17 protein-coding genes are annotated in these 25,705 nt (G+C 52.1%); 7 read left to right on the top strand and 10 right to left on the bottom strand.

Features of this window, described 5'->3' with window-relative positions:
- Positions 1-121 precede the first annotated feature (121 nt).
- Positions 122-1,153, bottom strand: coding sequence for a PstS family phosphate ABC transporter substrate-binding protein (locus tag ACQ0MK_RS19855; protein WP_430474084.1), 1,032 nt, complete (start codon positions 1,151-1,153; stop codon positions 122-124).
- A 418-nt stretch (positions 1,154-1,571) separates the two neighbouring features.
- On the opposite strand from ACQ0MK_RS19855, the gene ACQ0MK_RS19850 reads away from it, so the two are divergent.
- Positions 1,572-1,874: a hypothetical protein gene (locus ACQ0MK_RS19850; protein ID WP_430474083.1), complete on the top strand. Its 303-nt coding sequence runs from the start codon at positions 1,572-1,574 to the stop codon at positions 1,872-1,874.
- 139 nt (positions 1,875-2,013) lie between these two features.
- Here ACQ0MK_RS19850 and glcF read toward each other — a convergent pair whose 3' ends face one another.
- From glcF to ACQ0MK_RS19830, 4 genes are all read right to left on the bottom strand, one after another.
- Positions 2,014-3,339: a glycolate oxidase subunit GlcF gene (gene glcF / locus ACQ0MK_RS19845; RefSeq protein ID WP_430474082.1), complete on the bottom strand. Its 1,326-nt coding sequence runs from the start codon at positions 3,337-3,339 to the stop codon at positions 2,014-2,016.
- Positions 3,339-4,589, bottom strand: coding sequence for a glycolate oxidase subunit GlcE (gene glcE / locus ACQ0MK_RS19840; protein WP_430474081.1), 1,251 nt, complete (start codon positions 4,587-4,589; stop codon positions 3,339-3,341). The genes glcF and glcE overlap by 1 nt, the downstream gene beginning before the upstream one ends.
- A gap of 116 nt (positions 4,590-4,705) precedes the next feature.
- Positions 4,706-6,190, bottom strand: coding sequence for an FAD-linked oxidase C-terminal domain-containing protein (locus ACQ0MK_RS19835; protein WP_430476053.1), 1,485 nt, complete (start codon positions 6,188-6,190; stop codon positions 4,706-4,708).
- Positions 6,191-6,204: 14 nt separating this feature from the next.
- Positions 6,205-9,672, bottom strand: coding sequence for a pyruvate carboxylase (locus ACQ0MK_RS19830; RefSeq protein ID WP_430474080.1), 3,468 nt, complete (start codon positions 9,670-9,672; stop codon positions 6,205-6,207).
- A 431-nt stretch (positions 9,673-10,103) separates the two neighbouring features.
- Between ACQ0MK_RS19830 and ACQ0MK_RS19825 the strand changes: the two genes are divergently transcribed.
- A complete protein-coding gene (locus ACQ0MK_RS19825; RefSeq protein WP_430474079.1) occupies positions 10,104-11,507 on the top strand; it encodes a cache domain-containing protein in 1,404 nt (467 codons plus the stop codon).
- A gap of 46 nt (positions 11,508-11,553) precedes the next feature.
- A complete protein-coding gene (locus ACQ0MK_RS19820) occupies positions 11,554-12,225 on the top strand; it encodes a response regulator transcription factor (RefSeq protein ID WP_350041708.1) in 672 nt (223 codons plus the stop codon).
- Positions 12,226-12,281: 56 nt separating this feature from the next.
- Here ACQ0MK_RS19820 and ACQ0MK_RS19815 read toward each other — a convergent pair whose 3' ends face one another.
- The 4 genes from ACQ0MK_RS19815 to ACQ0MK_RS19800 all read right to left on the bottom strand — a co-directional run bounded on the left by ACQ0MK_RS19815 (position 12,282) and on the right by ACQ0MK_RS19800 (position 15,180).
- Entirely contained in the window at positions 12,282-13,037 is a 756-nt protein-coding gene (locus ACQ0MK_RS19815; protein WP_430474078.1) for a hypothetical protein, read from the bottom strand.
- A gap of 55 nt (positions 13,038-13,092) precedes the next feature.
- The gene (locus ACQ0MK_RS19810; protein ID WP_430474077.1) at positions 13,093-13,452 is read right to left on the bottom strand and encodes a TraR/DksA family transcriptional regulator; all 360 of its coding nucleotides are present in this window, start codon (positions 13,450-13,452) and stop codon (positions 13,093-13,095) included.
- A 103-nt stretch (positions 13,453-13,555) separates the two neighbouring features.
- Positions 13,556-14,770 carry a hypothetical protein gene (locus ACQ0MK_RS19805; protein ID WP_430474076.1) on the bottom strand — a complete coding sequence of 405 codons (1,215 nt, stop codon included), beginning with the start codon at positions 14,768-14,770 and terminating at the stop codon, positions 13,556-13,558.
- A gap of 158 nt (positions 14,771-14,928) precedes the next feature.
- Positions 14,929-15,180: a hypothetical protein gene (locus ACQ0MK_RS19800; protein WP_430474075.1), complete on the bottom strand. Its 252-nt coding sequence runs from the start codon at positions 15,178-15,180 to the stop codon at positions 14,929-14,931.
- 529 nt (positions 15,181-15,709) lie between these two features.
- Here ACQ0MK_RS19800 and ACQ0MK_RS19795 point away from each other — a divergent pair.
- The 4 genes from ACQ0MK_RS19795 to ACQ0MK_RS19780 all read left to right on the top strand — a co-directional run bounded on the left by ACQ0MK_RS19795 (position 15,710) and on the right by ACQ0MK_RS19780 (position 20,891).
- Positions 15,710-17,614, top strand: coding sequence for an ABC transporter substrate-binding protein (locus ACQ0MK_RS19795; protein WP_430474074.1), 1,905 nt, complete (start codon positions 15,710-15,712; stop codon positions 17,612-17,614).
- A gap of 44 nt (positions 17,615-17,658) precedes the next feature.
- Positions 17,659-20,016 carry an ATP-binding protein gene (locus tag ACQ0MK_RS19790; protein ID WP_430474073.1) on the top strand — a complete coding sequence of 786 codons (2,358 nt, stop codon included), beginning with the start codon at positions 17,659-17,661 and terminating at the stop codon, positions 20,014-20,016.
- 282 nt (positions 20,017-20,298) lie between these two features.
- A complete protein-coding gene (locus ACQ0MK_RS19785) occupies positions 20,299-20,523 on the top strand; it encodes a hypothetical protein (RefSeq protein WP_350041715.1) in 225 nt (74 codons plus the stop codon).
- A gap of 143 nt (positions 20,524-20,666) precedes the next feature.
- Positions 20,667-20,891 (top strand): hypothetical protein, encoded by a 225-nt coding sequence (locus tag ACQ0MK_RS19780; RefSeq protein WP_350046765.1) that lies wholly within the window; start codon positions 20,667-20,669, stop codon positions 20,889-20,891.
- Positions 20,892-21,136: 245 nt separating this feature from the next.
- Here the strand turns inward: ACQ0MK_RS19780 and gltB are convergent, their stop codons facing one another.
- A complete protein-coding gene (gltB, locus tag ACQ0MK_RS19775) occupies positions 21,137-25,702 on the bottom strand; it encodes a glutamate synthase large subunit (protein WP_430474072.1) in 4,566 nt (1,521 codons plus the stop codon).
- Positions 25,703-25,705 lie beyond the last annotated feature (3 nt).

The raw sequence follows: 25,705 nt of genomic DNA, 5'->3' as shown, positions 1-25,705 counted from the left end.
TTTGCCAGGTGAGCCTGTAGGGATCAGATGATAGGCCAATAGGACAAAGATAATAAATTAATCAAGCCAAGAAACAAAGAAACCGATGGCAGCTATTGCTGCCATCGGTTGAAATATCACGTTACATGCTCAGCGGAGCAAGGTTTGCAGCAGCATTGCGAACTGCTTCACGCTCAGCAGCGCCCATCGGGATGAGGCCACGGTCAGCAAGGTAGCCTTCATCACCCCAAGCTTTGTCAGCGGTGAATTCAGCCAAATATTCCTGGATACCAGGGATCGTACCAACGTGTACGTTCTTTACGTAGAAGTAAAGCGAACGCGATACCGGGTAAGAACCGTCAGAGATTGCTTCGAAGGTCGGAGCAACACCAGAAATATGGGAACCCTGCAGCTTGTCGCCATTCTGGTCGAGGAAGGAGAAACCAAAGATGCCAAGTGCATCATGGTTGGCTTCAAGTTTCTGAACGATCAGGTTGTCGTTTTCGCCGGCTTCAACATAGCCACCGTCTTCACGTACACCAGCGCAAACAGCTTTGAATTTGTCTTTGTCGGATTTTTCAAGATCGGCAATGACCGGGAAGCTTTCGCAAGCTTCTTCAAGTACCAGCTCGGTGAAGGCATCACGGGTACCAGAGGTCGGCGGCGGGCCGAGAACTTCGATTTTAACGTCCGGCAGGCTCGGATCAATTTCTGACCAAGTGCTGTAGAAGTTGTCTACCAGCGATTTACCATCTTTCGAAGGAACGATTTTGGCCAGAGCAAGGAAGATCTGCTCTTTGGTCAGGTCAATTACCGGTGCTTCGTTGGAGTTTGACAGAACGATACCATCATAACCAACTTTGACTTCGGTAACTTCAGCAACACCGTTTTTGGCGCAAGTTTCAACTTCGGACTTCTTGATGCGACGCGAAGCATTGGTGATGTCCGGGTGCTGTTCGCCAACACCGGCACAGAACAGCTTCAAGCCACCGCCAGAACCAGTCGATTCGATAACCGGCGTCTTGAACGAAGTGGTCTTACCGAATTCTTCTGCAACAGCAGTTGCGAATGGAAACACGGTGGACGAACCAACGATACGAATCTGGTCACGTGCCTGGGCAGCGCCAGCAAAGGCAACGCTCATCAGCGCCGCAACAGCAAGAGTCTTCTTCATGGTATATTCCCCAATGGTAGTTCCGGTTTGGAACGGTGCAACGATCTGCGAGCCGGACTCTACCGCTGGGTGCTTACGGTATTGCGTCAGTTTTGTTAACGTTATGTGACAACGTATCAGGGCAGTAAAAATAACGACAATTTACTAACTATATCAATAAATTACATACCATCTGATGTTCCTACTTCATATCCATTTCGGCAGCATTTTTTTGAAAATACGCATAAGGTCACCTTTGGCTGTAACAATAACTGTCACAATCCCCTAACCGATTGAACTTGATCGGAACCAAACGCCCCCAAACAGGACACATCCGAGCATTTTCTTTACATGCCCACGATTCCAAGCAACTGTTACCTCAAGGAAAAACAATCGGGCTGCACGTACTAAGTGTTGCTAACCATATAAGGAGAACGACATGAGCAATGCCTCACTCGACGAGATTCAGGAACTGATCCAGAAACTGTCTGGTGAACTCGGTGAAATGTCTGAAGCAGCATCGCGGCATATCGATGATCTGCATGTCGCTGTAAACAATGTGGCTTCGCACGTTCTTGCGATTGAAGCGATCCTGTCTCTTGTCGCGCAAAAAGTCGAAATTGACGACGCCGAAGCCATCAAATGGATTCGTGACAAAACCGCAGCCTACGCCGAAGACAGCAGCGAAGGGTCGGCCGCCGAAGGCATCGCACAAAGCCTGCTTGGCAAAGAACAAAACTAATTAACGGACCATTCTGGGCATGGACGCACCGAACACATCCGGTGCTGACCGGCTGATTACAGTCCGCAATCAAAAAAGACGGCAGAGGTTGATCCCTGCCGTCTTTTGTTTTGATCTTTATAAGCTTTGTCGCCGCTGATTAGCCCGCTAACGCAGCTTCATCCATCTTGCCCTGTAGCTTGGATGGGATCGGCCCGCCTGCCGCCCAATCAAGCAACTGAACCGTATGGATAACCTTAAGGTCATCGGTTTCGATCTGTATCATGCAGCCGATATTCCCGGTCGCGACCAGATCAGGCTGGGTTGCACGGATATTGCCGCGCTTGCGTTCCTGAAGCTGCCCTGCGATTTCCGGCTGTAACAGGTTATAAACCCCGGCCGATCCACAACACAGATGCCCTTCGGCAATCTCGACAACCTCATAACCGGCCTGTTTCAACAGATCACGCGGCGGGCGGGTGATCTTCTGACCATGCTGCATCGAACATGCAGAATGATAGGCAACCCGGGGATTCCCGTGTTGCGCACCGGCAAACACATCCGCCCCCACATCAAGACCGGCAAGATATTCCGTAATATCCTTGGCCAAGGCTGAAACCGTGGCGGCCTTATCGGCATAGGCCGGATCATTACGCAGCATATGACCATAATCCTTGACCGTGGTGCCGCAGCCAGATGCCGTAATCACAATGGCATCAAGCCCCTCACCAGCCAATTCAGCAGACCATGCATCAATGTTGCCCTTGGCCTGATGATGCGATTGTTCTTCCTTGCCCATGTGATGAACAAGGGACCCGCAACACCCTGCGCCCTTGGCAACAACGATCTCGATGCCAAGCCGGGTTAATAGACGAACCGTCGATTCGTTGATCTCGGTTTCAAGCACCTGCTGGGCGCAGCCGGTCAGGATCGCGACCCGACCTTTGCGCATGCCAACTGCGGGAATGACCTGTGGCTTATCGACCCAACTGGGCGGTGGCATCGAACGCGCCCCCATCTTAACCATGCCTTTGAGGCGTCCGGGCATAAAGCGGGCAAATGGGGCTGCAAACTTCGCCCCGATCAGAGACAGACGAAACAGCGTCGGATTGGGGACGACCAATGCCAATAACTTGCGCAGAAGCCGATCACCCAAAGGACGTTCATAATTTTCTTCGATATGGGCGCGCGCATTATCGATCAGATGCATGTAATCGACACCCGACGGACAGGTACTTGTGCAGGACAAACAAGACAGGCAGCGATCAAGATGTTTGACCACCCGATCGGTTGCCGGTTTGTCATTTTCGAGCATATCCTTGATCAGATAAATGCGCCCGCGCGGACTATCAAGTTCATCGCCCAGCGTCACAAATGTCGGGCAGGTCGCGGTACAAAACCCGCAATGCACGCATTTGCGCAGGATCTGTTCGCTTTCGGCAATGACCGGGTTTTCAAGTTGGGCTGGACTAAAGTTCGTCTGCATTATGCGTCCTCCCCGATCAGGTTACTTGGCATCAACCGTCCGGGATTAAGGATACCCTCGGGATCGAAATTACTTCTTATCTTGGCACTGATCTTGGCCAGTGCCTGACTTTCGGCGTGAAACGCCGATACTGTTTCGCGCGCGATTTCCGAGGCACGCACCAAATCAGCCTGACCGCCAGCATTGCGGGCGATTTCCCGGACTGCTCCGGCCATCGCGTCTGACCCAGAAATCTGCAACCAGATCAATCCCCCGGCCCAGTCCATCATCACCCGGCCACCGGTTGCGTCCAAAAGACTGACACAAACATCGCCACCAATCGCTGGTGGAACCGACACCCGCCATAGCAGCCCGGCCTTTTCGGCCGATCCGGCAAACGGTTTAACATCGGCAACAAATTGCCAAAGACGTTGGCTGTAGGCATGGGAAAGTTCATGAGTTTCCCCAAATGGTCCTAGCGCTTTGCACAGCGCCTCTGCCCGCCATGCGACGGATGGTTTCGGGCCTTCGACACGCAAAACCACCAAACCGCTGCCAAGTTCCGATGCCATCGGGATATCCAGTGCAGTGACATCACTTGGTGAAATCCATGCAGCAGCCGACACTTCGTTTTCACTGCGCATGGCAAGGGTCATTGCCTTGCACGCTGATTGCGGATCATTGCAGGTGGCAATAACGGTTGCTGATGTTTCATCACAGGGCATGACTTTAAGGGTCACGGTATGCATCACGCCCAATGTGCCAAAGGATCCCGACATCAGTTTTGATAAATCAAACCCGGTGACATTCTTCATCACCCGGCCACCGGACTTGAAATCTTCTGCCCGGCCTGAAACGGCTTCAAACCCCAGCAAATGATCCCGTGCCGCCCCGACCTTGATCCGGCGTGGCCCGGCAAGATTACAGGCCACCAACCCGCCAATCGTCCCGGCATCAGAAACAGCGTTCTCGCTCAGAAGCCCCGGAAAATTTCCCGGCTCAAAGTGAAATTGCTGATTTTTTTCTGCCAACGCAGCCTTAATATCGGCAAGTGGCGTGCCCGCACGGGCAGAAATCACCAATTCTTCGGGTTCATAAAACAAGATACCCGACAATTTCGAGCAATCGAGAACAGCATTGGTTTTCACGGCATGTCCAAAGGCACGCTTGGTGCCTGATCCGATGACTTCCAACGGGGTCTTGGACCCAAGGGCCCAGCCAACTGCTTCGCGCAGCTGTTCTGGCGTCGATGGACTTAAAATGTCCGCCATGGTGGGTTCTTTCCTCTCCTGAACCGTGCTTGACCGGTTTTGCGGGAACCGTTCAGCAGGCTTTGTTTTTATCGTCAATTCTTTGTAATCGGGGCATTCGCCCGAATGAATTCGTTTTAGAAACGCGGGATATCCGGGAACTTGTCAGCAACCGCCCTAGCATGCAGGGTTTTCAGTTCGCCACAGCCATGCAATGTCGGGAAAACCTTGCCGGGATTAAGCAACTGATCCTCGTCAAAGGCGATTTTGATGCGTTCCTGATGCTTCATGTCATCAGATGTGAACATCTCACCCATCAGGTCGCGCTTTTCAACGCCGATGCCATGTTCACCTGACAAAACGCCGCCAACGCCGACACACAGCTTTAAGATATCGGCGCCAAATTCTTCGGCCTTTTCCAGATCACCGGCTTTATTGGCATCAAACATGATCAGCGGATGCAAATTGCCATCACCTGCATGGAAGACATTGGCCACACCAAGCCCGTGACGCTTGGACAGCTCCTGCATCCCGGCCAAGACTTCGGCCAGACGGACACGCGGGATGGTCCCGTCCATACACATATAGTCAGGAGAAATTCGACCAATCGCCGGGAAGGCATTTTTACGCCCGGACCAAAACAGCAGGCGCTCTTCTTCAGTCTCAGAAATGCGCGAATAAACCGCACCGTAATCCTTGGCAATTTTACCAACCCGTTCGATCAGGTAGTCGACCTCGACCTGTGGGCCGTCAAGTTCGACCAAAAGCAAGGCTTCTACATCCAGCGGATATCCGGCATGGACAAAATCTTCGGTCGCCTTGATTGCCGGGGCGTCCATCATTTCAAGTCCACCTGGAATGATCCCGGCCGCAATAATCGCGGCAACGCATTTGCCGCCTTCTTCCGATGAATTAAACCCAAGAAGAAGTGCACGCGCCGTTTCGGGTTTACGCAAAATGCGGACCGTCACCTCGGTCACAATGCCCAACAGGCCTTCGGAACCGGTGATAATTCCCAACAGGTCATACCCTGTTTGATCAAGTCCCTTGCCCCCGATGCGAAGGATTTCGCCTTCGATCGTGACCATTTCAACGCCAAGCACATTATTGGTCGTAAGACCGTATTTAAGCGAATGCACACCACCGGAATTTTCGGCAATGTTGCCACCGATGGAACAGGCAATCTGGCTGGATGGATCGGGTGCGTAATAGAAACCTTCATGTTCGACCGCGCGCGTGATGCCAAGGTTGGTGACACCGGGCTGCACCACAGCAGCCCGGTTGTCCCAATCTATTTCAAGCACACGATTGAATTTCATCATACTAATGGTAATCGCATCGGCCATCGGCAAAGCCCCGCCCGAAAGCCCGGTCCCTGCACCGCGCGGCACGACGCGCACTTTATTTGTATGACAATATTTCAGGATGGCTGCGACCTGCTCGGTATTTTCGGGCAGGACCACAATCATTGGCAGTTGACGATACGCCATCAAGCCATCGCATTCATAGGGCCTGAGCTGATCATCATCGACAATCACGCCACCAACCGCCGGAATGATTTCCCTCATGGCAGCGATGATGTCCTTACGACGTGCAAGGGTATTTTGATCAGGCTCAGGCATCCTAAGCATGGTGGTTACTCCGTTAATTCGACCAGCAAATCCTTGCTGTCGACTTGTGTACCGGCGGGCGCGTGGATTTTCGCCACGGTCCCATCTTTCTCCGCATGAACTGCGGTTTCCATTTTCATTGCTTCAAGCGAACACATCACATCCCCGGCTTTGACCTTCTGGCCTTCGGCGACATGCACTTCAACCACAAGACCGGGCATTGGTGCTGCGATATGAAGTTTGTTTCCGTCTTCGGCCTTCGGCTTGACCTTACCCGTACCGGCAAGTGTCTTATCAGCGACCTTAACCGTACGGGGTTGACCATTCAGCTCGAAGAATACTGTTCGATTGCCTTCTTCATCGCCGAATTCCGACGTCGCCAAATAGCGGATCACCAACGTTTTGCCTTTTTCCAGATCAACCGAGATTTCCTCGTTCTGGTTCATCCCATAGAAAAAGACCGGGGTCGGTAAAACAGAGACATCGGCGTTGTGGCTACGATGTTCGGCATAGTCGAGAAACACCTTGGGATACATGACATAAGATGCAACCTCGGCATCGCTGGTATTGCGATGGGTTTTCTTCTCGATTTCCTTACGGGTGGCTTCAAAATCAATCGGCGGCAATGACTTGCCCGGACGATCTGTCAGGGCTTCGGCACCTTTAAGAACCTTGCGCTGCAAGGCTGGCGGGAAACCACCCACCGGCTGACCGATTTCACCACGGAAGAACGAAATGACGCTATCAGGGAAGGCAATGTCCTTTTTAGGATCAAGAACGTCTTCCTCAGACAAACCGGACGTCACCATCATCAAGGCCATATCGCCCACAACTTTGGAACTTGGCGTCACCTTGACGACATCACCAAACATCTTATTGACTGCGGCATAGGCCTTGGACACTTCCGGCCAGCGATCTTCGATCCCCAATGCACGTGCCTGTTGGCGAAGATTGGTATATTGGCCACCGGGCATTTCATGAACGTAAACATCCGACGTTCCGCTGCGAATATCGCTTTCAAACCCGGCATAATACCGACGTATCTGCTCCCAATAGGTCGAGACTTCCTTAAGCGCCTCGGTATTCAGGCCCGGATCACGTGGCTGACCGATATAGTTATTGGCAATTGAGCCAAGGTTTGGCTGTGACGTCAGACCCGACATTGAATCCATGGCCGCATCGACTGCATCGACACCGGCATCAATCGCGGCAATCACGGTCGCTGCCGAAATACCGCTGGTGTCATGGGTATGGAAGTGGATCGGAATATTGACCGTATCCTTAAGCGCCTTGACCAATTCGGTCGCCGCCGCCGGGCGCAGCACACCCGCCATATCCTTAAGACCGAGAATATGTGCACCGGACTTTTCCAGCTCACGCGCCATGTTCACATAGTAATCAAGGTTATATTTCGGGCGTTTGGTGTCGTAGATATCGCCGGTATAACAAATGGTCGCTTCGCACAGTTTGTCGGTTTTCAAAACCGATTCCATCGCGACCTTCATGTTATCAACCCAGTTGAGACTATCAAACACGCGGAACACATCCATGCCGTGGTCGGCTGCTTGCTTGACGAAATAATCCACAGCATTGTCGGGATAGTTCGTATAGCCAACCGCGTTCGAAGCCCGCAAAAGCATTTGTGTGAGGATATTGGGCACCCGTTCACGCAGCTTGACCAGACGGTCCCACGGATCTTCCTTCAAGAACCGCATGGCAACGTCAAACGTCGCCCCGCCCCAGCATTCCAGCGAAAACAGTTCCGGCAAGCCATGCGCATAATACGGCGCAATTTCGAGCATGTCATAAGTCCGCATGCGCGTTGCCAGCAAGGACTGATGGGCATCCCGCATGGTGGTATCGGTCATCAGGACACGTTCCTGATCCTTCATCCAGCGTGAAAAACCTTCCGGCCCCAACTGATCAAGCTTCTGCTTGGTCCCTGGACGGATTTCGCCAAGATCAATGGATTTTGGCATGACCGGATCATGCAGATTGGTTGGCACAACCCGGCCTTCGACTTCCGGGTTGCCATTGACCGCAACTTCACCGATGAAGCGCAGCAAGCGTGTTGCACGGTCCCGACGACGGACAAACTTGAACAGATCAGGCGTTTCATCAATGAACCGCGTGGTGTATTCGCCAGCCCGGAATTTCGGATGATTGATCAGGTTTTCAAGGAAGGCCAGATTGGTCGCAACACCGCGAATACGGAACTCGCGTAAAGCCCGGTCCATACGATCCACCGCTTCGCGCGGGGTACTGCCCCATGCGGTGACCTTTTCCAGCATACTGTCATAGAACGGGGTAATTACCGCCCCGGAATAGGCCGTTCCACCATCAAGGCGAATACCAAACCCGTTGGCCCCACGATAGACCTTGATGATCCCGTAATCGGGGACAAAGCTGTTTTCAGGGTTTTCGGTGGTGATACGACACTGAAGCGCGTGGTCGCGCAGCTTGATCTTGTCCTGCCAGGGAATGCCAGTTTCGGACGGGAAGCCAATCCGACCACCTTGGGCAATCAGGATTTGCGCCTTGACCAGATCGAAGCCGGTCACACATTCGGTTACCGTATGTTCAACCTGAATACGCGGGTTTACTTCAATGAAATAGAATTTGGATGTATCGACATCCATCAGGAATTCGACTGTACCGGCATTCACATAATTGGCAGCCTTGCCAAGTCGGATTGCCGCGTCACAGATTTCTTTGCGCTGTTCGTCATTAAGATACGGCGCTGGTGCGCGTTCAACGACCTTTTGATTGCGGCGCTGCACAGAACAGTCACGCTCATAAAGATGCACAAGCGTTCCGTGGGTATCGCCCAAAAGCTGCACTTCAACGTGGCGTGCACGGCGGATCAGCTTTTCAAAGTAAACCTCGCCATTGCCAAACGCGGCCTCGGCTTCGCGGCGTGCACCCAAGACCTGATTGGCAAGGTCTTTGCCGTTTTCGATCACGCGCATCCCGCGACCACCGCCACCCCAGCTGGCTTTGAGCATCAGAGGATAGCCGACTTCTTCGGCAATGCGGGCGACCTCAGCCATATCTTCGGGAAGGGCTGCGGATGCGGGCATCACCGGCACATCTGCTGTTTCTGCCAGATTACGTGCAGAAACCTTGTTGCCCAAGGTTCGCATCACTTCGGAATCAGGGCCGACAAACTGAATGCCGGCTTCGGCACAGGCATCGGCAAATTCCGGATTTTCCGACAGGAAACCATATCCGGGATGGATCGCATCCGCACCGGCATCACGTGCCACGCGCAAGATGTCTTCGATGTCGAGATAGGCGCGAATGGGTTTGTTGCCCTTGCCCACCGTATAGCTTTCATCTGCTTTAAAACGGTGAAGGGCGAAACGGTCTTCGTCCGAGAAAATCGCAACAGTACGAATGCCAAGCTCGTTGGCAGCTCGCATAACACGAATGGCGATTTCGCCACGGTTGGCGACCAAAAGTTTACGGATACGCTTAGGTGCAGAACGCGTCATTGACACCGGGCTCCTACCACATTTTCCTGGCAGGAACGTGCCTGTGCGCGCCTGCCAAAACCAAGTGAAACGCCACGATAAGGTCCTGAATTGCGTTGCGGTGCGGGATGCCTGCAACGCCATACCTTGTGTGGCGGAACAGGATGCCTGCACGATGAGATCTTGTGCAATGCATCCAGAGCTTTTGGCGCCCGGTGGGCAGGCGTCGGTTCTGGTATATGCGCATTGCCCTCTCCCTGTCAAAGCATGATATCGTTAATTGGTAATACCAATTTAAAAAATACAGGGCCAGTTGCTTTTCACCATGCGGAAAATCGACCAGATAAATGATCGATCCGTGTGCTGGCACAGCCGTGTTCTTTCGGCGACTTTTACGACAGACATGCTATTGTCCACCCAAGGAAACTCCCAAATCCAAAACGGTCATGCCCATGCCGCAGCTTAATCTTCGACTAAAGTTCCTACTGCTTTCCATCCTGCCACTGGTTCTTGCTGCCTCAGCGATCTCCTGGCTGGTCTTTGCGCAGGCCGAACGATTGGCCGAGGCCGAGATCAGAACGTTCGAGCGCAATATCCTTGAAGCGCGGAAAGAAGAGCTCAAAAGCTATCTCGAACTGGCGATGGCATCGATTGATCACATCTATTCGGTCGCAAGCCCGCTGGATGCGGTTTCCAAGGAACGGGTCAAATCCATCATCGAAGACCTGTCTTATGGTGAAGATGGGTATTTCTTCATTTATGACCGTGACGGCACCGCCCTTGTTGATCCGCCCCAACCATGGCGTTTGGGCCGAACCTATTGGAATTTGCGCGACCTTAATGGCAACACGGTCATTCAGGGACTGATCTTTAACGCCGAAAAGGGTGGCGACTTCATGCGCCATGTTTGGGAAAAACCATCCACAGGCGAACCCACTGAAAAGATCACTTATTCCCTGATGCTCGATAAATGGGGCTGGATGATCGGCACCGGGATTTATATCGACGATATTTCCGAACAGGTCGCAGAAATCGAGGCCGAGGTTTCCACTCATATCCGCGAAACGACGATTTCGATCATCGGGGTCACCATCCTTGCCGTGCTGCTGGTCGGGATATCGGGCACGGTCGTTACCCTGTCTGAACGTAAACTTGCCGATTCCAAGCTAAAAGAACTGACCCACCGCGTGGTCGATGTGCAGGAACAGGAACGTTTGCGGGTCTCGCGGGAACTCCATGATGGTATTAGCCAAATATTGGTATCGGTCAAATATTCGGTTGAAACAGCCATCGCGCGGATCGGGCAAAAGCGCGAAAATGCGGTTGAACCGATGGACAAGGCGGCCAAACGGCTACAGGACGCCATTCATGAAGTCCGACGTATATCGCGTGACCTACGCCCGGCCGTTTTGGATGATCTTGGTCTAAAACCCGCTATTGAGAGCATGTGTGCCGAACTGCAAGACCGTTCGAGCATCCGGATCGACGTCAAATGCGATTCGATTGACAACCAGCTTGATATTGCCAAAAAAACCACGCTTTACCGTGTCTTGCAGGAGACGCTTACCAATATTGAACGCCACGCCGATGCAACCGTGATCAAAATAAGCATCAAACGCGAAGGCCAAAGTGTTGTGATGCGCATCACCGATAACGGGGTCGGGTTTGAAACCAACCGCTACATCCGAAACCGCGACCCCCGTGCGGGCATCGGTTTGCGCAACATGCGCGAGCGTATGGAATTCCATGGCGGGGGGCTTGCTGTGCGCTCAGAACCCGATGACGGCACCGCAATCACTGCATTTATTCCCGCAACCAACCAGAATGCGCTACCCGGCCGGACAATCAGCGGTTAATCTGGCCTTGCATCCATAATCACGCGACAGGAACAAGTTTCAGCCAATGAACAGTGCCAATCAAATCTATTCCACCGACCGTCCTTTGCGCATTTTGCTGTGTGATGACCATGCCCTTGTGATGGATGGCATCCGTTCGCGACTGGAATGCTTTGATCATATCAACATCATTGGCGAAGCCAGCAATGGCGTCGAAGCCCTGTCTCTTGCCGGGGAATTGCATCCCGATATCGTTCTGATGGATATCTCCATGCCTGTCATGAACGGGCTGGAAGCAGCCGAAAAGTTCCGTGAAACCCTTCCGGGCACCAAGGTCGTCATTCTTTCAATGCATGAAAACCCGGAATATCTGCGCACTGCACAGCAGGCCGGGGCAAAGGGCTTTATCCTGAAAGACGTGTCATCAAACGACATGGTCCGGGCAATTGAAACCATCGCCAATGGCGGTGAAGCCTATAGCTCCACCTTTGATCGCATCAGTGCGGGTGCAGGTAGCAACAGTGACGGCGTGCCCTTGACCACACGCGAACGCACCGTCTTGCGCCTTTTGGCCAAAGGTGCCAGCAACAAGCATGTTGCCCGCGAACTCGACATTAGTGTGCGGACAGTTGAAACACACCGCCGCAACATCAAACGCAAACTTGATATTGATAGCTCGGCCGGGCTTGTCCGTTATGCGATTGAAAAGGGTTTGGTTACCCTTGATTCAACCGCCTAGGGTCAGGCCCTATAGCCGCAATTAGCCGCAAGTTACAGTGATCGAGAAGCCCACACCTAACGCGCGGCGGCCTGTAAAACTGTCTGAAACGCAGAGTTCGGACCGCAGGCCAATGACAGTTTTTCATATTCTGCTGGCGTATCGATCTGCCTGTGCTGTTCACGTCGATTGCGATCAATATCACGTATGCGTCGTTTAAAATCCCGACCATATTCTGAGAGAAGTCTTTTCATTGCGCCGGGTACATTATCCGCCGCAAGCGGGAACATGGCATCGACCTTGCGCACAACATCCGCGATCAAATCATCAAGGGCAGCCCGAATATCGGCCTCCATCCCCTGATTGATTTTCACGTGTTCGCCTTCATGGGCATAGACCACGTTATATTCGCATGACCCACGGTTAAGCTCCGATGCGATATAGACCAGATGCTTGACCACATCGACCTTGGGATTGACCCGAACCGGGTCGAGACAATAACGGCCAAACCCGACTTGCCGTGGTTCAAACCGCATATCAAACGATGCCCGCATTTCATATTCGGTCAGGCCCGCAACAAGATAACTCGGACTGCCGCCCGCCCGGGAATTAAGCCACCGAACAGACCGGTGCCGGTCCAACTGAGGGTCTTTGTGATTAAATTCCAATATTGCTTGCGGTGCCGATATCGGTCCACACGATCCTTGCGCGCTCGCTGGGCCGGAAAACAGAACGGCTGCACAAATCAGAAGCAGACTGATGGCAAGGCCACTTAAATTGATCCGATCATATTGCCCATAAACCGGCAAACGGCCTCTCCCGACTTTGTTCAAAGCTTATCCATCAGACCATCGTTGGCACTGCGTGTTTTCATTCTACGCAAAGAAATCAGCCGTGGCTTACATGATTGGCACATTCGACACAAAGCGGTGTTGTCGGATCAAATTCCAACCGTTTCGCTTCAATCGCTTCACCGCAATTATGACAATGCCCGTATGCATCATTTTCCATACGCGCAAGCGTCTTCTCAATACGGGAAAGTTCGGCGGCCCGACGGCGTTCCTGTTCCAGATGCATCTGCTGATTCTGAAGCGCATCCATGCGCGATAACCGCCCGACCGCCTGTTGATCTAGTTCAACCGGCTTTCGGTGATTTTCGGAATGTTCTGAATGCGCCAAAATATCGGCACGTCGTTCTTCAAGACGCACCCGCAAACCAGCAAGATCAATGTCTTTTCGATCTGTCATCTGGACCCTCATGACCTGTTTTTATTCTTCTTTCCTTCATATGGGGAGTGCCGGGGGTATTTCGCCAACCCCCAAAGCTAATTCAGTTCCCTAAATTGCGGTTTCACGTGCAATTTCCACAGGCATCGACAAGTTTTTCAAGCGCAGCCTTGGCTTCGTCGTCATCAAGGCCTTCGGACTTGATGTTTTTCTGGATTTTACAGCAAAGAGCCGGACCATCGGCAAACGGCTTGTCGGTCCAGAACGGCACGTCGGTTCCGAAATACCCGGCCTGATCAAGGAACGAGACCCCGTAATAATAGGCTGCCCCAACCGAGTTATAGAATGTCGGGTCATCGATGAACCCGCCATCTTGCGTCATTGATTTGGTCAGACACCAGTTCAAAACCAACCCGATATCTGATGCAGCTTCGTTTTGCGTATCCGTATCGACACTTGACCAACCAAGATCGAAAATCTTGGTCACATCATAGTTGTTGTGATTGTTGAAATCGTCATTGTGTTTCCAGCCAAACGGGTAGGCCTCGTCACGAATAGCAAGCGTCGTGTCAAAGATCGCCGTCCACAAATCAACCTTGCCATGCTGATAGGAAATATTGTGGAAGGTCAGGCTAAGATCACTGCTTTTTAAGACACCCTGGTCTTGCGTATTAAACCATCCGCCCCAATACCCGCTTTGCGGATCCTGCCAATCATCAAGCCATGTCTTATAGGCGTTGATATAGTCTTCGGTCAGGTCAAAGCCCTTTACATAGTTTTGAAAATAATCGCGAATTTCGCTTTTAAAGCACATCTGCGAAAGCGTTGCTGTCACTGCACCCAAGGCATCACGGCGATCCAGACCATCGGTAAAGATCGAAGACGTTTTCTGACTTTCCAACCAAGCAATCATTTTTTCAGGCGTTGCGATCGGCGCCATGAACAAGAACGGATAATCTGGTGCTTGCCCCGCATCTGCCAAGGTATTGACCGCATCAATCATGGCATCAACTTTCAGGAACCACTGGTCATAGCAAGGCCCCCACGACCCGTCGCTTGGCACCTGTTTTTCGGCCCAATCCTGATCGGTATTTTCCAATGACTTGGCAAACGCATCAAGTTTCCCTGACAGGGTTTTCCAGTCAGCGGTGTAAAGCAAAAGCCATTTACATTCGATCATCTGCTGATCGGATGCGGCCATGCTGTTCCCGGTTTTTTGCGCCTCGATCAGCTTTTCCTGAAGGGGGGCAAGTTTGTTGGCGAAGGCTTCTTGTTGCGCAACATAGTCAGGATCAAACACGCAGAACTGGTCTGCAATCAGCTTGGTAAAATCAATCATAACCGCATAAGCCTTCCCAAATGCCTCATTGAGCGATCAGCATGACAAAAAATCCCGTAATGCCAAGAAATTATCGCAAAAAGTGTATTGGATACTTTGCAGTGAAATAATGAGATTCATAGATACGCAAGAATAAGCTGATCCACAGGTTGGACGGATCAGCCTTGCAGCAACCAATTACGGATGACGCGCAACGCCTGATCGGGATCCGTTTCGACCACCTTGGCAGCAACATTTGCCTTCTTGCGGTCAATCATCCCTTCGACTCCTGCGACGCTAAACCCGTCTGGATCATCGCTGACGGGAATCATTGATGTTGCGGAGGAGGATCCACTCAAACGATCACGCAACCCCGCATCCGATCCCGGTTCATATCGTGGGATCGGTGCACTTGGCTTCGGACCGTCCATGAAAGACGCTTCCAAAGCTTGCTTTGTTTCATCATCAGATTGCGCCACACGTCCGTCTTTCATTACGCTTGAATGTCGTACCTATCATATAGGACGACTCGTCAGAAAATTAACGCTGTTGCGCCCAAAATTCTGCATTTTCGCGTCATTGTCTATATATTAGACAGCATTGAACTTTAGTATTACGTTCGAATTCGAAAGGCATTGAACAACGAATACTGCAGACCGATATATTGTTTATGACACAGATCAAAATGCTTTCGGAACTGCACAAGAACCTTTCAATTCTGCGGCATTATCGCCCATTTTACGGCGAAAATTCCTGCTTATGTTCTTGTGAAAAGACACATAGAACACTTAATTTATGTACATAAATTAAAAGCCCAGACGCCACAGCAACACACTTTGGGGTTTATCATGGGAACAGGTCTATTTACCTTCATAGCCACTCAAGGTATTCACCACCTTTGAATAGCTTCACCGATACCTTAGGTCAGAGGCGACTACCGCGACGGGGGCACAGGAATCTTTGAAACAGTTTAAATACATTATGATTGCCGTAATGGGCACCATGTTGGTGAACAGCCCAAAACTGCATGCTGTTGAATTTGGCGAAGCCCCTATTCTTGCCAAAGAGGTTGCCGCGGGTAATTTGCCGCCGGTCAAAGATCGCCTGCCAACCACACCAATGATCGTTACCCCCAATGATAAAATTGGCGTTTATGGTGGCACATGGAAAATGGCCCAGCGCAACCAACGCGACCATGCATTGCTGATCCGCAACATTGGCTACGAACCGCTGCTGCGCTGGACACCGCAATGGACGTCCACAATTCCCAATGTCGCACTGTCCTTTCAACCAAGCAGCGATGCGACGGAATTTTTCTTCCGTCTACGGCCGGGCATGCGGTGGTCTGATGGTGCGCCATTCAGTGTTGATGACATTGTCTTCTGGTATCAAAACATCCTGAGCAATCCGGCATTCGCTGATGCCGTACCCGAATGGCTAACGGCGGGGGGCAATGCCGTACAGATTGATCAGGTTGACGCAACCACCGTCGCCTTTCGTTTCAGCACACCTTATGGGCTGTTCCCGACCGCCTTGGCACGCCCCGAAGGCGTTGAACCGGTGAGCTACCCTGCACATTTCCTTAAGCCCCTTTTGCCAAAGTTTAATCCGAATGCCGACAAAGAAGCCCGCGATCTTGGCTTTGCCGGATGGAAAGAACGCTTTGTCGAGGTGTTTGGCAATCCCGGTACGATTGACGATCCTTCGCGTTGGCACAATCCGGAAGTTCCGACACTTAATGCATGGGTTCTGACCGGAACCTACGGCGAAGATGATCCGCTGATTGCCAAGCGTAATCCGTATTATTGGAAAATTGATCCGACTGGGCGCCAGCTTCCTTATATTGACGAAGTATCTTTTGCCCTTGTCCCGTCACGAAGTGCCGCCGGGGATGCGGCCATTGCCGGCAAGGTTAATATGCAGGAACGCCATGTCAGCACGCGCGCCGACGAAGTCCTTGCCGCCAATGATAACCTACAATCCTTCACGCTAGTCGAAAGCGACATGAACACACTGACCTTGTCCCTAAACCTCAACGACAAGGACCCTGTGTTGCGCGATATTTTCCAGAATAAGAATTTCCGTATCGCACTTTCGCATGCCATCGACCGCGACATGATTATTTCCCGCTTTATCCCCGGCGCCTTGCCAAACCAAGCGGCTCCGCGGCCCGAAAGCCCGCTTTATCATACGGTTCTTGCACGGCAGTTTATCCATTTCGATGCGGAACTGGCGTTGGATTATTTGTCAAAAGCCGGTCTGACCAGAAAAGACGACAAAGGTTTCCTGCTCCGTCCGGATGGAGAACGTCTGTCCTTTACAATTGATACCGAAGGTGCCGACAGGTTCGTGATCCTTGATGCCGTCATCGCATACTGGCGCGACCTTGGCATTGATGTGAAGGCCCGCAACCTGCAGCGCAACACATTCGTTTCCCTGCGCGAAAAGAATGATCATAATGCCAGCGCATGGGGCGGCGATGGTGGATTGGACGCGATGGTTATCCCAATCAACTATTTGCCAATGTCAGCTGATTCATCTTGGTTCGCAACCGGATGGGCCAACTGGCATGTCAACCCTGATAGCCCCGACGCAATTATCCCGCCTGCGGCAGTTCAAAAGCAGCTTTCGCTCTATAACAGCCTTAAAGAGACAGCGAATGCTGAAAAACAAACTCAACTGATGCGCGATATTCTCGACATCAGTGCAGATCAGTTCTACGTTATGGGAATTGCTTTGCCGCCGAACAGGAAAGGCGTGGTTGCCAAAGACTTCCACAACGTTCCCAAAGTTATTCCGGCAGCATGGAGTTATGCGACACCGGCACCGACAAACCCAAGCCAATACTATATTGAGCAGAAGTAACCCGGTGCACTGAATTAAGTTGCTGTCAGGGGAGACAGATACGCGTGAAGAAGCTGTTGGACCGGATGATTGGCAGTCTGGTTTTCAAGATCGCATTGGCGATTGTGATCGTGGAAACCATCCTGCTTGGCCTGTTTGGCGGCTATTATGTGCAGTATTTTGGTGCAGAGATTGACCGCCGTATTGCCGAACAAATCAGCGCCCCCGGACGTCTTATTCAGGACGAACAGCTTAAAGTCTCCATCCTGAGTGATGCCGCACAAATGGAACGCTTGCTGGGAAGACACCTGCAGCAAGCTATGGCCATTGGCTTTGACGGTACGATTTATCATGCGATTGATCCGCTGCTGGTCGGAAGTTCAATCAATGTCATGCCCGACTTTCCCCAAGATGAATTGCGTTCGAACCTGACAGATCAGGTGCTATTCACAACCAATGACAATGGCGACCACAGCATGGTCTCCATCACCCCGCTATTCAGTCTGAATGCCAGTCAACCTTTCATGTATGTCTATCTCAAGGTCTCGACCAAAGGTCTTGAAGAAAGCCAACGTCAGATGCAATCGGTCCTGTTGGTCGGATCGGCAATGTGTATTTTGCTGACATCGGTGCTGATTTTCCTGTTTACCCAGCACACTGTCCTTAAACGCCTGATTACGGCGGCCCAGTTCGTCAATAAAATCCAGATTGGTAAATTAAGCTCACGCCTGACGCCAATGGGGCGCGATGAAATTGGCACGCTGGAACGTGGCCTGAATGCCATGGCGGAAAGTCTGGAACGCAGAACACAGCAGCACAAGATCGCACAAGACGCCTTGCGCGACAGCGAAGAACGGTTCCGTGACTTCACCCTGTCATCAGCCGACTGGTATTGGGAAATGGGGGCGGACCTTAAAATCGCGTTCGCGTCTTATAAGTTCTATCAGCTGATCGAAGAAATTAACGGCTCCCCACAAGGTCAATCCTTTGACAAGCTGGGCCTGCATTCCGAACATTCTGAAGGCTGGCATTATCTGCAACGCCGTCTTGATGCCCATATGGCATTCCAGAACGTTGAATTTTCCTGGACATCACGCACGGGCGAAAAGCATTACGGACGGATCAACGGTGTTCCGGTCTTTACCCTTGATGGCCGTTTTAATGGCTATCGCGGAACCGGCAGCAACATCACAGCACAACACCGTGCCGCAGAAGAACAACAGATCCTGCAACGTCAACTTGCCACATCGCAAAAGCTTGAGGCCGTTGGCCAGATGGCTGGTGGGGTGGCACATGAATTCAACAATTGCCTTGCCGGTATTCTGAGCTTTGCCGAAGTTGCTCGTGCCAAAATCGATGATCCAGAACGGGTCAAAGAATATCTTGATCATGTGATTTCACTTGGTGAACGTGCAACCAGTGTTGCCGATCAGCTCTTGATGTTTTCGCGGCGCCGGATCGATCAGCCAACCAATGTTCGGGTGCAAAGCATTTTCTCAGAAATGGAAAAACTGCTGCTAACCCTTCTTGAACACCGGATCGAGCTCCAAATCTGGTCGAATGAACCAGAACTTTATACCCGTGTTGATCCGACCCAGTTATCAGCCTGCATTCTTAATCTTGCGATCAATGCGCGTGATGCCATGCCCGAAGGTGGCACCTTACAGATTTCATGTAGCAGCATCGACATTGCCCCACTCGCCCAGCGGGTGCCAGATGAAGACGACGAAATATTTCCCGCTAACATTGCCGGCGAGTTTGTCGTCATTACGGTGCAGGATACCGGAACCGGTATTCCCGACGACATTGTCGAGAATATCTTTGAACCCTTCTTTTCGACCAAGGAGCCGGGAAAAGGTACCGGTCTTGGTCTGTCGATTGTTCACAGCTGGGTCGAAGAAGCACACGGCTTTATCAAGGTCGAAAGCATCGAGGGCGAAGGCACTACCTTCTCGGTCTATTTGCCAAGGTCCGAAGCAGGGATCGAAACAGCGCGCCATATCGACAAGATTGATAACCTCCCCGGCAATGGAGAGCGCATTCTGATTGTCGATGATGAACAGGCCTTGCGAACCACTGCTGAAATCATTCTGCAAGATGCCGGTTTCAGAATTGAAACCGCTAAAAGCACCGAAGAAGCCTTGGACCTTCTCAAACAAACAGAACTCAACGATCCGTTTGATGTGATCTTGACCGACGTTGTCATGTCCGGTCGCAGTGGCCCGCAATTGATTATCGAAGCATTACGCCAAAATCAAAGATACGGCGTTGTCTTCATGTCGGGCTATCCCGCAAGGTCGCGCAAGGAACTCGACAAGCTTCTGGGCAATTACGTGTTTGTCAAAAAACCGTTCCGCCCAGCCCAACTGCAAAAAGCCATTCATGACGCCATTGCATTACGCGCCGAACGCCAAAACTCCTAATACCCGTCGCGCAAACCTAATCCCACTCCGCCGAGTCCCCAGCCATAACCACCTGCTCTATGGCGCTTTGTCGCGCAATGGTTAAAAAAATATTACCCTTTTCTTATGCTTTAAATGCTTCTGAACCAACCCGTTACGGCGACTTGGGCAAGCCCCGCTTTGGGCGGGTGTGACAGCCATCACTTTTTCCAACACAATTACCCCATACCCTGACGTCATAGAGATTTTTTGATGTTCTCTGCGATGGGTATCGAACCCTCCCGATATGTTTACGAGGTCAGGATGATCGGCTCAGTTCAAGGTTCAGGACTTAGTTCAGCGGCACAGGCCGTAAATGACGCAATCACGCCCAATGGTGGCGCGGGTCCGACATTGCCATTCGCAGCCGCAGAAGGCGCGATCAACAAAGCGACGGGTCTGGCAAAAGTGATCGGCTCAATAGTTACAGAACATCAACCGCTTGAAACCAGTGGTTCGCGCGGTACCAAGGTTAATATCCTAACGTGATTTTTCCCTCTCGTTAGCTTCCTCCAGGGTGGTCATTGACCACCCTTTTTTCTGTCTAAATTGTAAGCTGGGCATGATCGCCCGCATGACAAGTTCGCCATTGCGTGCTAGGGTTACCAGCGGTTTCACACTTGGATGGCACAATGACCACCAATAGAATTGGCACAGGCTCCTCCCATACCGGACTTCAGGATGCGCGTTCACGTCCACAGTTACCTGTCGGGCGCGGGCGCGGTGCGGCCGTAATCGAACTACCATCGTCTGAAAGCTTCATTGCCGCCCAGCTTGCCCGCCTGCGCAATCTGATTGCTACTGATCAGATTGACCATAATGCGCGCCGTGGAACCTATCTCAACATTCTTCTCTGAACATCAACTCTACCATCACCGCCGTTATGTCTGACATCTGTTCTGCGCGAACGGATTTGGCAGTTGTATCTTTTGACTTGGCCTATTGCCCAAAGAAAAAGGCGGGCCAAATGGACCCGCCTTTCTGCGTTCCCGTTATCCGAGACACATCTAACGCAAAGAAAAGTGCCCCGTACCGAAGTACGGGGCAAGTTGATTTGTCCAGGTGTGTTGGACAAGGGAGCTTGCGCAAAAGCGTGATCAGATCACGCAGTTGCCTGGTCTTCGCTCATCGAGCGAATAGGATGTTCCAGCTTATCGACGATTTCTTTTGGCACGATCTGCCAGAAGTGGCCGCGTTCGCGATCCCAGTTATCAAGGATGGTCCGTGCGAAACCACTTTCGGTTTCGGCAACATGTTCCTCGATAAGGATACGGCACTGTTCGTCCCAATGCTGGGTTTCAATGCGCTGGTACAGAATGGAGCTGTCATTGACGACATTGCCAAAAGTATCGTTGACGTCATAGATAAACGCCATACCGCCGGTCATGCCTGCGCCAAAGTTTTCACCAACCGCACCAAGGATAACAGACGTACCGCCGGTCATATATTCACAACCGTTCGAACCACAGCCCTCGACCACAACGATCGCGCCTGAGTTACGGACACAGAAGCGTTCACCAGCCTGACCGGCAGCAAACAGCTTGCCCGCGGTCGCACCATAAAGAATGGTGTTGCCAATGATGGTATTTTCGTTGGTTTTAAGTGGGCTGGAAGGCCGCGGGCGCAGAACAATCGTCCCACCCGAAAGACCCTTACCAACATAATCGTTGGCATCGCCCTGAACTTCGATCTTAAGCCCTTGAACCGCAAAGGCACCAAGCGACTGACCAGCCGAACCACGCAGACGCACATGAAGGTGCCCCGGTTTCAGGCCCGTCATGCCATATTTCTGCGTGATCAGTGATGACATCCGGGTCCCAATCGCACGTTGGGTGTTCTGGATGTTGTACTGAAGCTGCATCTTCTCGCCGTCTTCCAAAAGCGGACGGGCGTCTTTGATCATTTGGGCGTCAAGCGTGTCAGGTACTTCGTTGCGACCGACGATCGTGCAGAAACGTGCACGACCACCCGCATCGGCCTGAGCCAACAACGGGTTCAGATCAAGATCAACAAGGTCTTTCGCGCCACGGTGCACCTGCTGAAGCAGGTCCGAGCGGCCGATCACGTCTTCAAGTTTGTCATAGCCAAGCTCTGCCAGAACGTCTTTGACTTCCTCGGCCATGAAGGTGAACAGATTGACCAGTTTATCGGCCGTTCCCGTGAACTTGGCACGCAGTGCCGGGTCCTGAGTACAAACGCCAACCGGACAAGTGTTCGAATGGCACTGACGCACCATGATACAACCAAGTGCGATCAGGGACGCGGTACCGATACCAAATTCTTCAGCGCCAAGCATCGCCCCAATCACAACGTCACGGCCAGTTTTGAAACCGCCATCAACACGCAACTTAACTTTGTCACGCAGGTTGTTCAGGGTGAGAACCTGGTTTACTTCCGACAGGCCCATTTCCCACGGGATACCGGCATATTTGATCGAGGTCTGCGGGCTTGCACCCGTACCACCGTCATAACCGGAAATCAGGATCACGTCGGCTTTCGCCTTGGCGACACCGGCGGCAATCGTGCCAACACCGGAACGCGACACCAGCTTGACGCAAACCTTACACCGCGGATTGATCTGTTTCAGATCGTAAATCAGCTGTGCCAGATCCTCGATCGAATAGATATCGTGATGCGGCGGCGGCGAAATCAGGGTCACACCCGGGGTCGCATTACGCAACTGGGCGATTTCAACCGTGACTTTAAAGCCCGGCAACTGGCCACCTTCACCCGGTTTTGCCCCCTGGGCGACCTTGATCTGAATTTCTTCACAGTTGTTAAGGTATTCCGCCGTCACGCCAAAGCGACCTGAGGCAACCTGTTTGATCGAGGAACGCGCATTGTCACCGTTCGCACGCGGACGGAAACGTTCACGCGATTCACCACCTTCACCGGAGTTCGATTTCGCACCGATGCGGTTCATGGCAATCGCCAACGCTTCGTGGGTTTCGGTCGAAAGCGCACCATGGGACATGCCCGGTGTCACGAAACGCTTGCGAATTTCGGTGATGCTTTCAACTTTATCCTGATGAAGTGCTGTCCGGTCACTACGGAAATCAAGCAGATCACGAAGATGCAGCGGTTCACGCGACCGCAGGCCTTCAGAAAACTTGCGGAACGTGTTGTAGCTACCGGTCGAAACAGACGACTGCAGCGTATGGATCAGCGGACCGGTCCAAACGTGACGTTCGCCCGAACGACGGTATTTATAAAGACCACCAACCGGCAGGGTAATGACATTGCCGTTAAAGGCTTCTTTGTGCTGCGCAATGCAGCGACGCTGAATACCCTGAAGACCAATCCCTGAAATACGCGACGGCATACCGGGGAAGAATTCAGCCACCAACGAACGCGAAAGACCAATGCTTTCGAAGTTATAGCCACCGCGATAGGAGCTGATGATCGAGATGCCCATTTTGGACATGATTTTCAAAAGACCGGCATCAATAGCGGCCTTGAAACGCTGCATAACTTCGGCGGTACTACCGACATTCGGGAACAGGCCACGCGCATAGCGGTCCAAAAGACCTTCCTGCGCGAGATAGGCGTTCACAGTCGTTGCACCAACGCCAATCAAAACGGCAAAGTAATGCACATCCATGCATTCTGCCGACCGAACGTTCAGCGAAATATACGTCCGCAGCGACGTTTTCACGAGGTGGCTGTGAACACCACCCGTCGCAAGAACCATCGGCATTGCGGCCCGGTCTTCGGAAATATTTTCATCGGTCAGAATGATGTGCAAGGCACCGCCGCGCACTGCTTCTTCTGCTTCGCGCTGAATGCGCGAAATCGCATCCCGAAGGGCAGTATTGCCACCACTGATGTCAAATGTGGTGTCAATTTCCACCGCGGTATCGCCCATATAACCGCGCATGGCGTCATATTCGGCGTTGGTCAGAACCGGGCTTTCAAGCTGCAGCAAATCACACTGGCTTTCATCCTCGTCAAGGACGTTACCAAGGTTGCCCAGACGGGTTTTCAGGCTCATGACCCGTGCTTCACGAAGTGAATCGATCGGCGGGTTGGTCACCTGTGCAAAGTTCTGGCGGAAGAAGTGATGCAGACCGCGATAGCGATCCGACAGAATCGCAAGCGGGGTGTCATCGCCCATCGAACCAATGGCTTCTTTACCGTCTTCACCCATCGGATGAAGGATCAATTCGAGGTCTTCATGGGTCAAACCCATAGCTTTTTGAAGACGAAGCAGGCGTTCTTTTTCAATATGGGACGGTTCGGTATGTTCCGGTGAAATCAGGTCATCAAGCACCTTGGTGCGACCAACCCATTTCGACCAGTCACGGCGATTTGCCAGTTTGTCTTTCAATTCGCCGTCATGGAACAGCTTGCCTTCGGCAAGGTTGACCGCAATCATCTGGCCCGGTCCAAGCCGGCCTTTTTCAATGCAGCTTTCTTCGTCGATATGCACCATGCCGGCTTCGGAACCGGCAATCAAAAGACCATTGCCCGTCACCGCATACCGCAGCGGACGCAGACCGTTACGATCAGTACCACCCATCAGCCATTCACCGCCATAAGCAGCAAGGGCTGCCGGGCCGTCCCACGGTTCCATCACAGCGTTACAATAGGCGTAAAGGTTTTTGTAGTTATCTGGTGTCGATGCCTTTTTCGACCAGGCTTCCGGCACCATCATGGTTTTCACCATCGGCAGGTCACGGCCCGCACGCACCATCAGCTCAAACACGGCATCAAGGGCAGCCGAGTCTGACGAACCGGGTTGAATAACCGGTTTAAGGTCATCAATGCTGTCTGCAAAAGCTTCGTGCGCCATACGCGCTTCGTGGCTTTTCATCCAGTTGACGTTGCCGCGCAGCGTGTTGATTTCGCCGTTATGGGCCAAAACACGGAACGGCTGCGCCAATGGCCAGCTTGGGAAGGTGTTGGTCGAATAACGCTGATGATAAACGCAGAAGTTCGAAATGAAACGTTCGTCGCGCAAATCCGGATAGAATGTATCAACGTCTTCTGCGAGGAACATGCCCTTATAGATCACCGAACGGCACGACATCGAACAGATGTAGAAATCCTTGATCGCTTCGGACAGAACGGCTTTTTCAATACGACGACGAATGGCGTAAAGATCGATCTCGAACTTTTCTTCATTCACGTCATCGCGCACACCGATCAGAACCTGTTCGATTTCCGGGCGCGTCTGGTTTGCTTTTTCACCGATGACCGACACATCAACCGGAACCTGACGCCAGCCAAGAATGCCGTAACCCTGTTTAAGGATTTCGGTTTCAACAATTGCACGGCAACGTTCTTGCGCGGCCATATCGATACGCGGCAAGAACACCTGACCGACTGCGATCAAGGTATCGGGTGCTTCCTGATTGATGACTTTAAGATATGCCTTAAAGAAATCCTGCGGGATCTGAAGATGGATACCAGCGCCGTCACCGGTTTTACCGTCGGCGTCAACAGCACCACGGTGCCAGATGGCTTTCAGTGCTTCGATACCGGCTTCAACAACTTCGCGCCGTGGTTTGCCGTCAATGGCGCCGACAAGACCCACACCACAGTTGGCGTGTTCTTCTGCCGGGTCATACATGCCACTGGCTTCAAGATGGGCTGCGTTTTTCTCAAAACGGGCGATATCGGCAGCGGCCCGGCTCTGATCCATTTTGTCCTGAACGATCTTGTTCATAAC

Origin of the sequence: Thalassospira lucentensis, from assembly GCF_050516545.1 — a bacterium.
In the GTDB taxonomy this organism is placed as follows: domain Bacteria; phylum Pseudomonadota; class Alphaproteobacteria; order Rhodospirillales; family Thalassospiraceae; genus Thalassospira; species Thalassospira lucentensis_C.
This window is presented reverse-complemented; position numbering and strand designations above follow the sequence as displayed.

Excerpts from the sequence above, each read along its gene's own strand:
- ACQ0MK_RS19855 (WP_430474084.1), bottom strand. The coding sequence starts at position 1,153 with ATGAAGAAGACTCTTGCTGTTGCGGCGCTGATGAGCGTTGCCTTTGCT.
- ACQ0MK_RS19850 (WP_430474083.1), top strand. The coding sequence starts at position 1,572 with ATGAGCAATGCCTCACTCGACGAGATTCAGGAACTGATCCAGAAACTG.
- glcF (WP_430474082.1), bottom strand. The coding sequence starts at position 3,339 with ATGCAGACGAACTTTAGTCCAGCCCAACTTGAAAACCCGGTCATTGCC.
- glcE (WP_430474081.1), bottom strand. The coding sequence starts at position 4,589 with ATGGCGGACATTTTAAGTCCATCGACGCCAGAACAGCTGCGCGAAGCA.
- ACQ0MK_RS19835 (WP_430476053.1), bottom strand. The coding sequence starts at position 6,190 with ATGCCTGAGCCTGATCAAAATACCCTTGCACGTCGTAAGGACATCATC.
- ACQ0MK_RS19830 (WP_430474080.1), bottom strand. The coding sequence starts at position 9,672 with ATGACGCGTTCTGCACCTAAGCGTATCCGTAAACTTTTGGTCGCCAAC.
- ACQ0MK_RS19825 (WP_430474079.1), top strand. The coding sequence starts at position 10,104 with ATGCCGCAGCTTAATCTTCGACTAAAGTTCCTACTGCTTTCCATCCTG.
- ACQ0MK_RS19820 (WP_350041708.1), top strand. The coding sequence starts at position 11,554 with ATGAACAGTGCCAATCAAATCTATTCCACCGACCGTCCTTTGCGCATT.
- ACQ0MK_RS19810 (WP_430474077.1), bottom strand. The coding sequence starts at position 13,452 with ATGACAGATCGAAAAGACATTGATCTTGCTGGTTTGCGGGTGCGTCTT.
- ACQ0MK_RS19805 (WP_430474076.1), bottom strand. The coding sequence starts at position 14,770 with ATGATTGATTTTACCAAGCTGATTGCAGACCAGTTCTGCGTGTTTGAT.
- ACQ0MK_RS19800 (WP_430474075.1), bottom strand. The coding sequence starts at position 15,180 with ATGGACGGTCCGAAGCCAAGTGCACCGATCCCACGATATGAACCGGGA.
- ACQ0MK_RS19785 (WP_350041715.1), top strand. The coding sequence starts at position 20,299 with ATGATCGGCTCAGTTCAAGGTTCAGGACTTAGTTCAGCGGCACAGGCC.
- ACQ0MK_RS19780 (WP_350046765.1), top strand. The coding sequence starts at position 20,667 with ATGACCACCAATAGAATTGGCACAGGCTCCTCCCATACCGGACTTCAG.
- gltB (WP_430474072.1), bottom strand. The coding sequence starts at position 25,702 with ATGAACAAGATCGTTCAGGACAAAATGGATCAGAGCCGGGCCGCTGCC.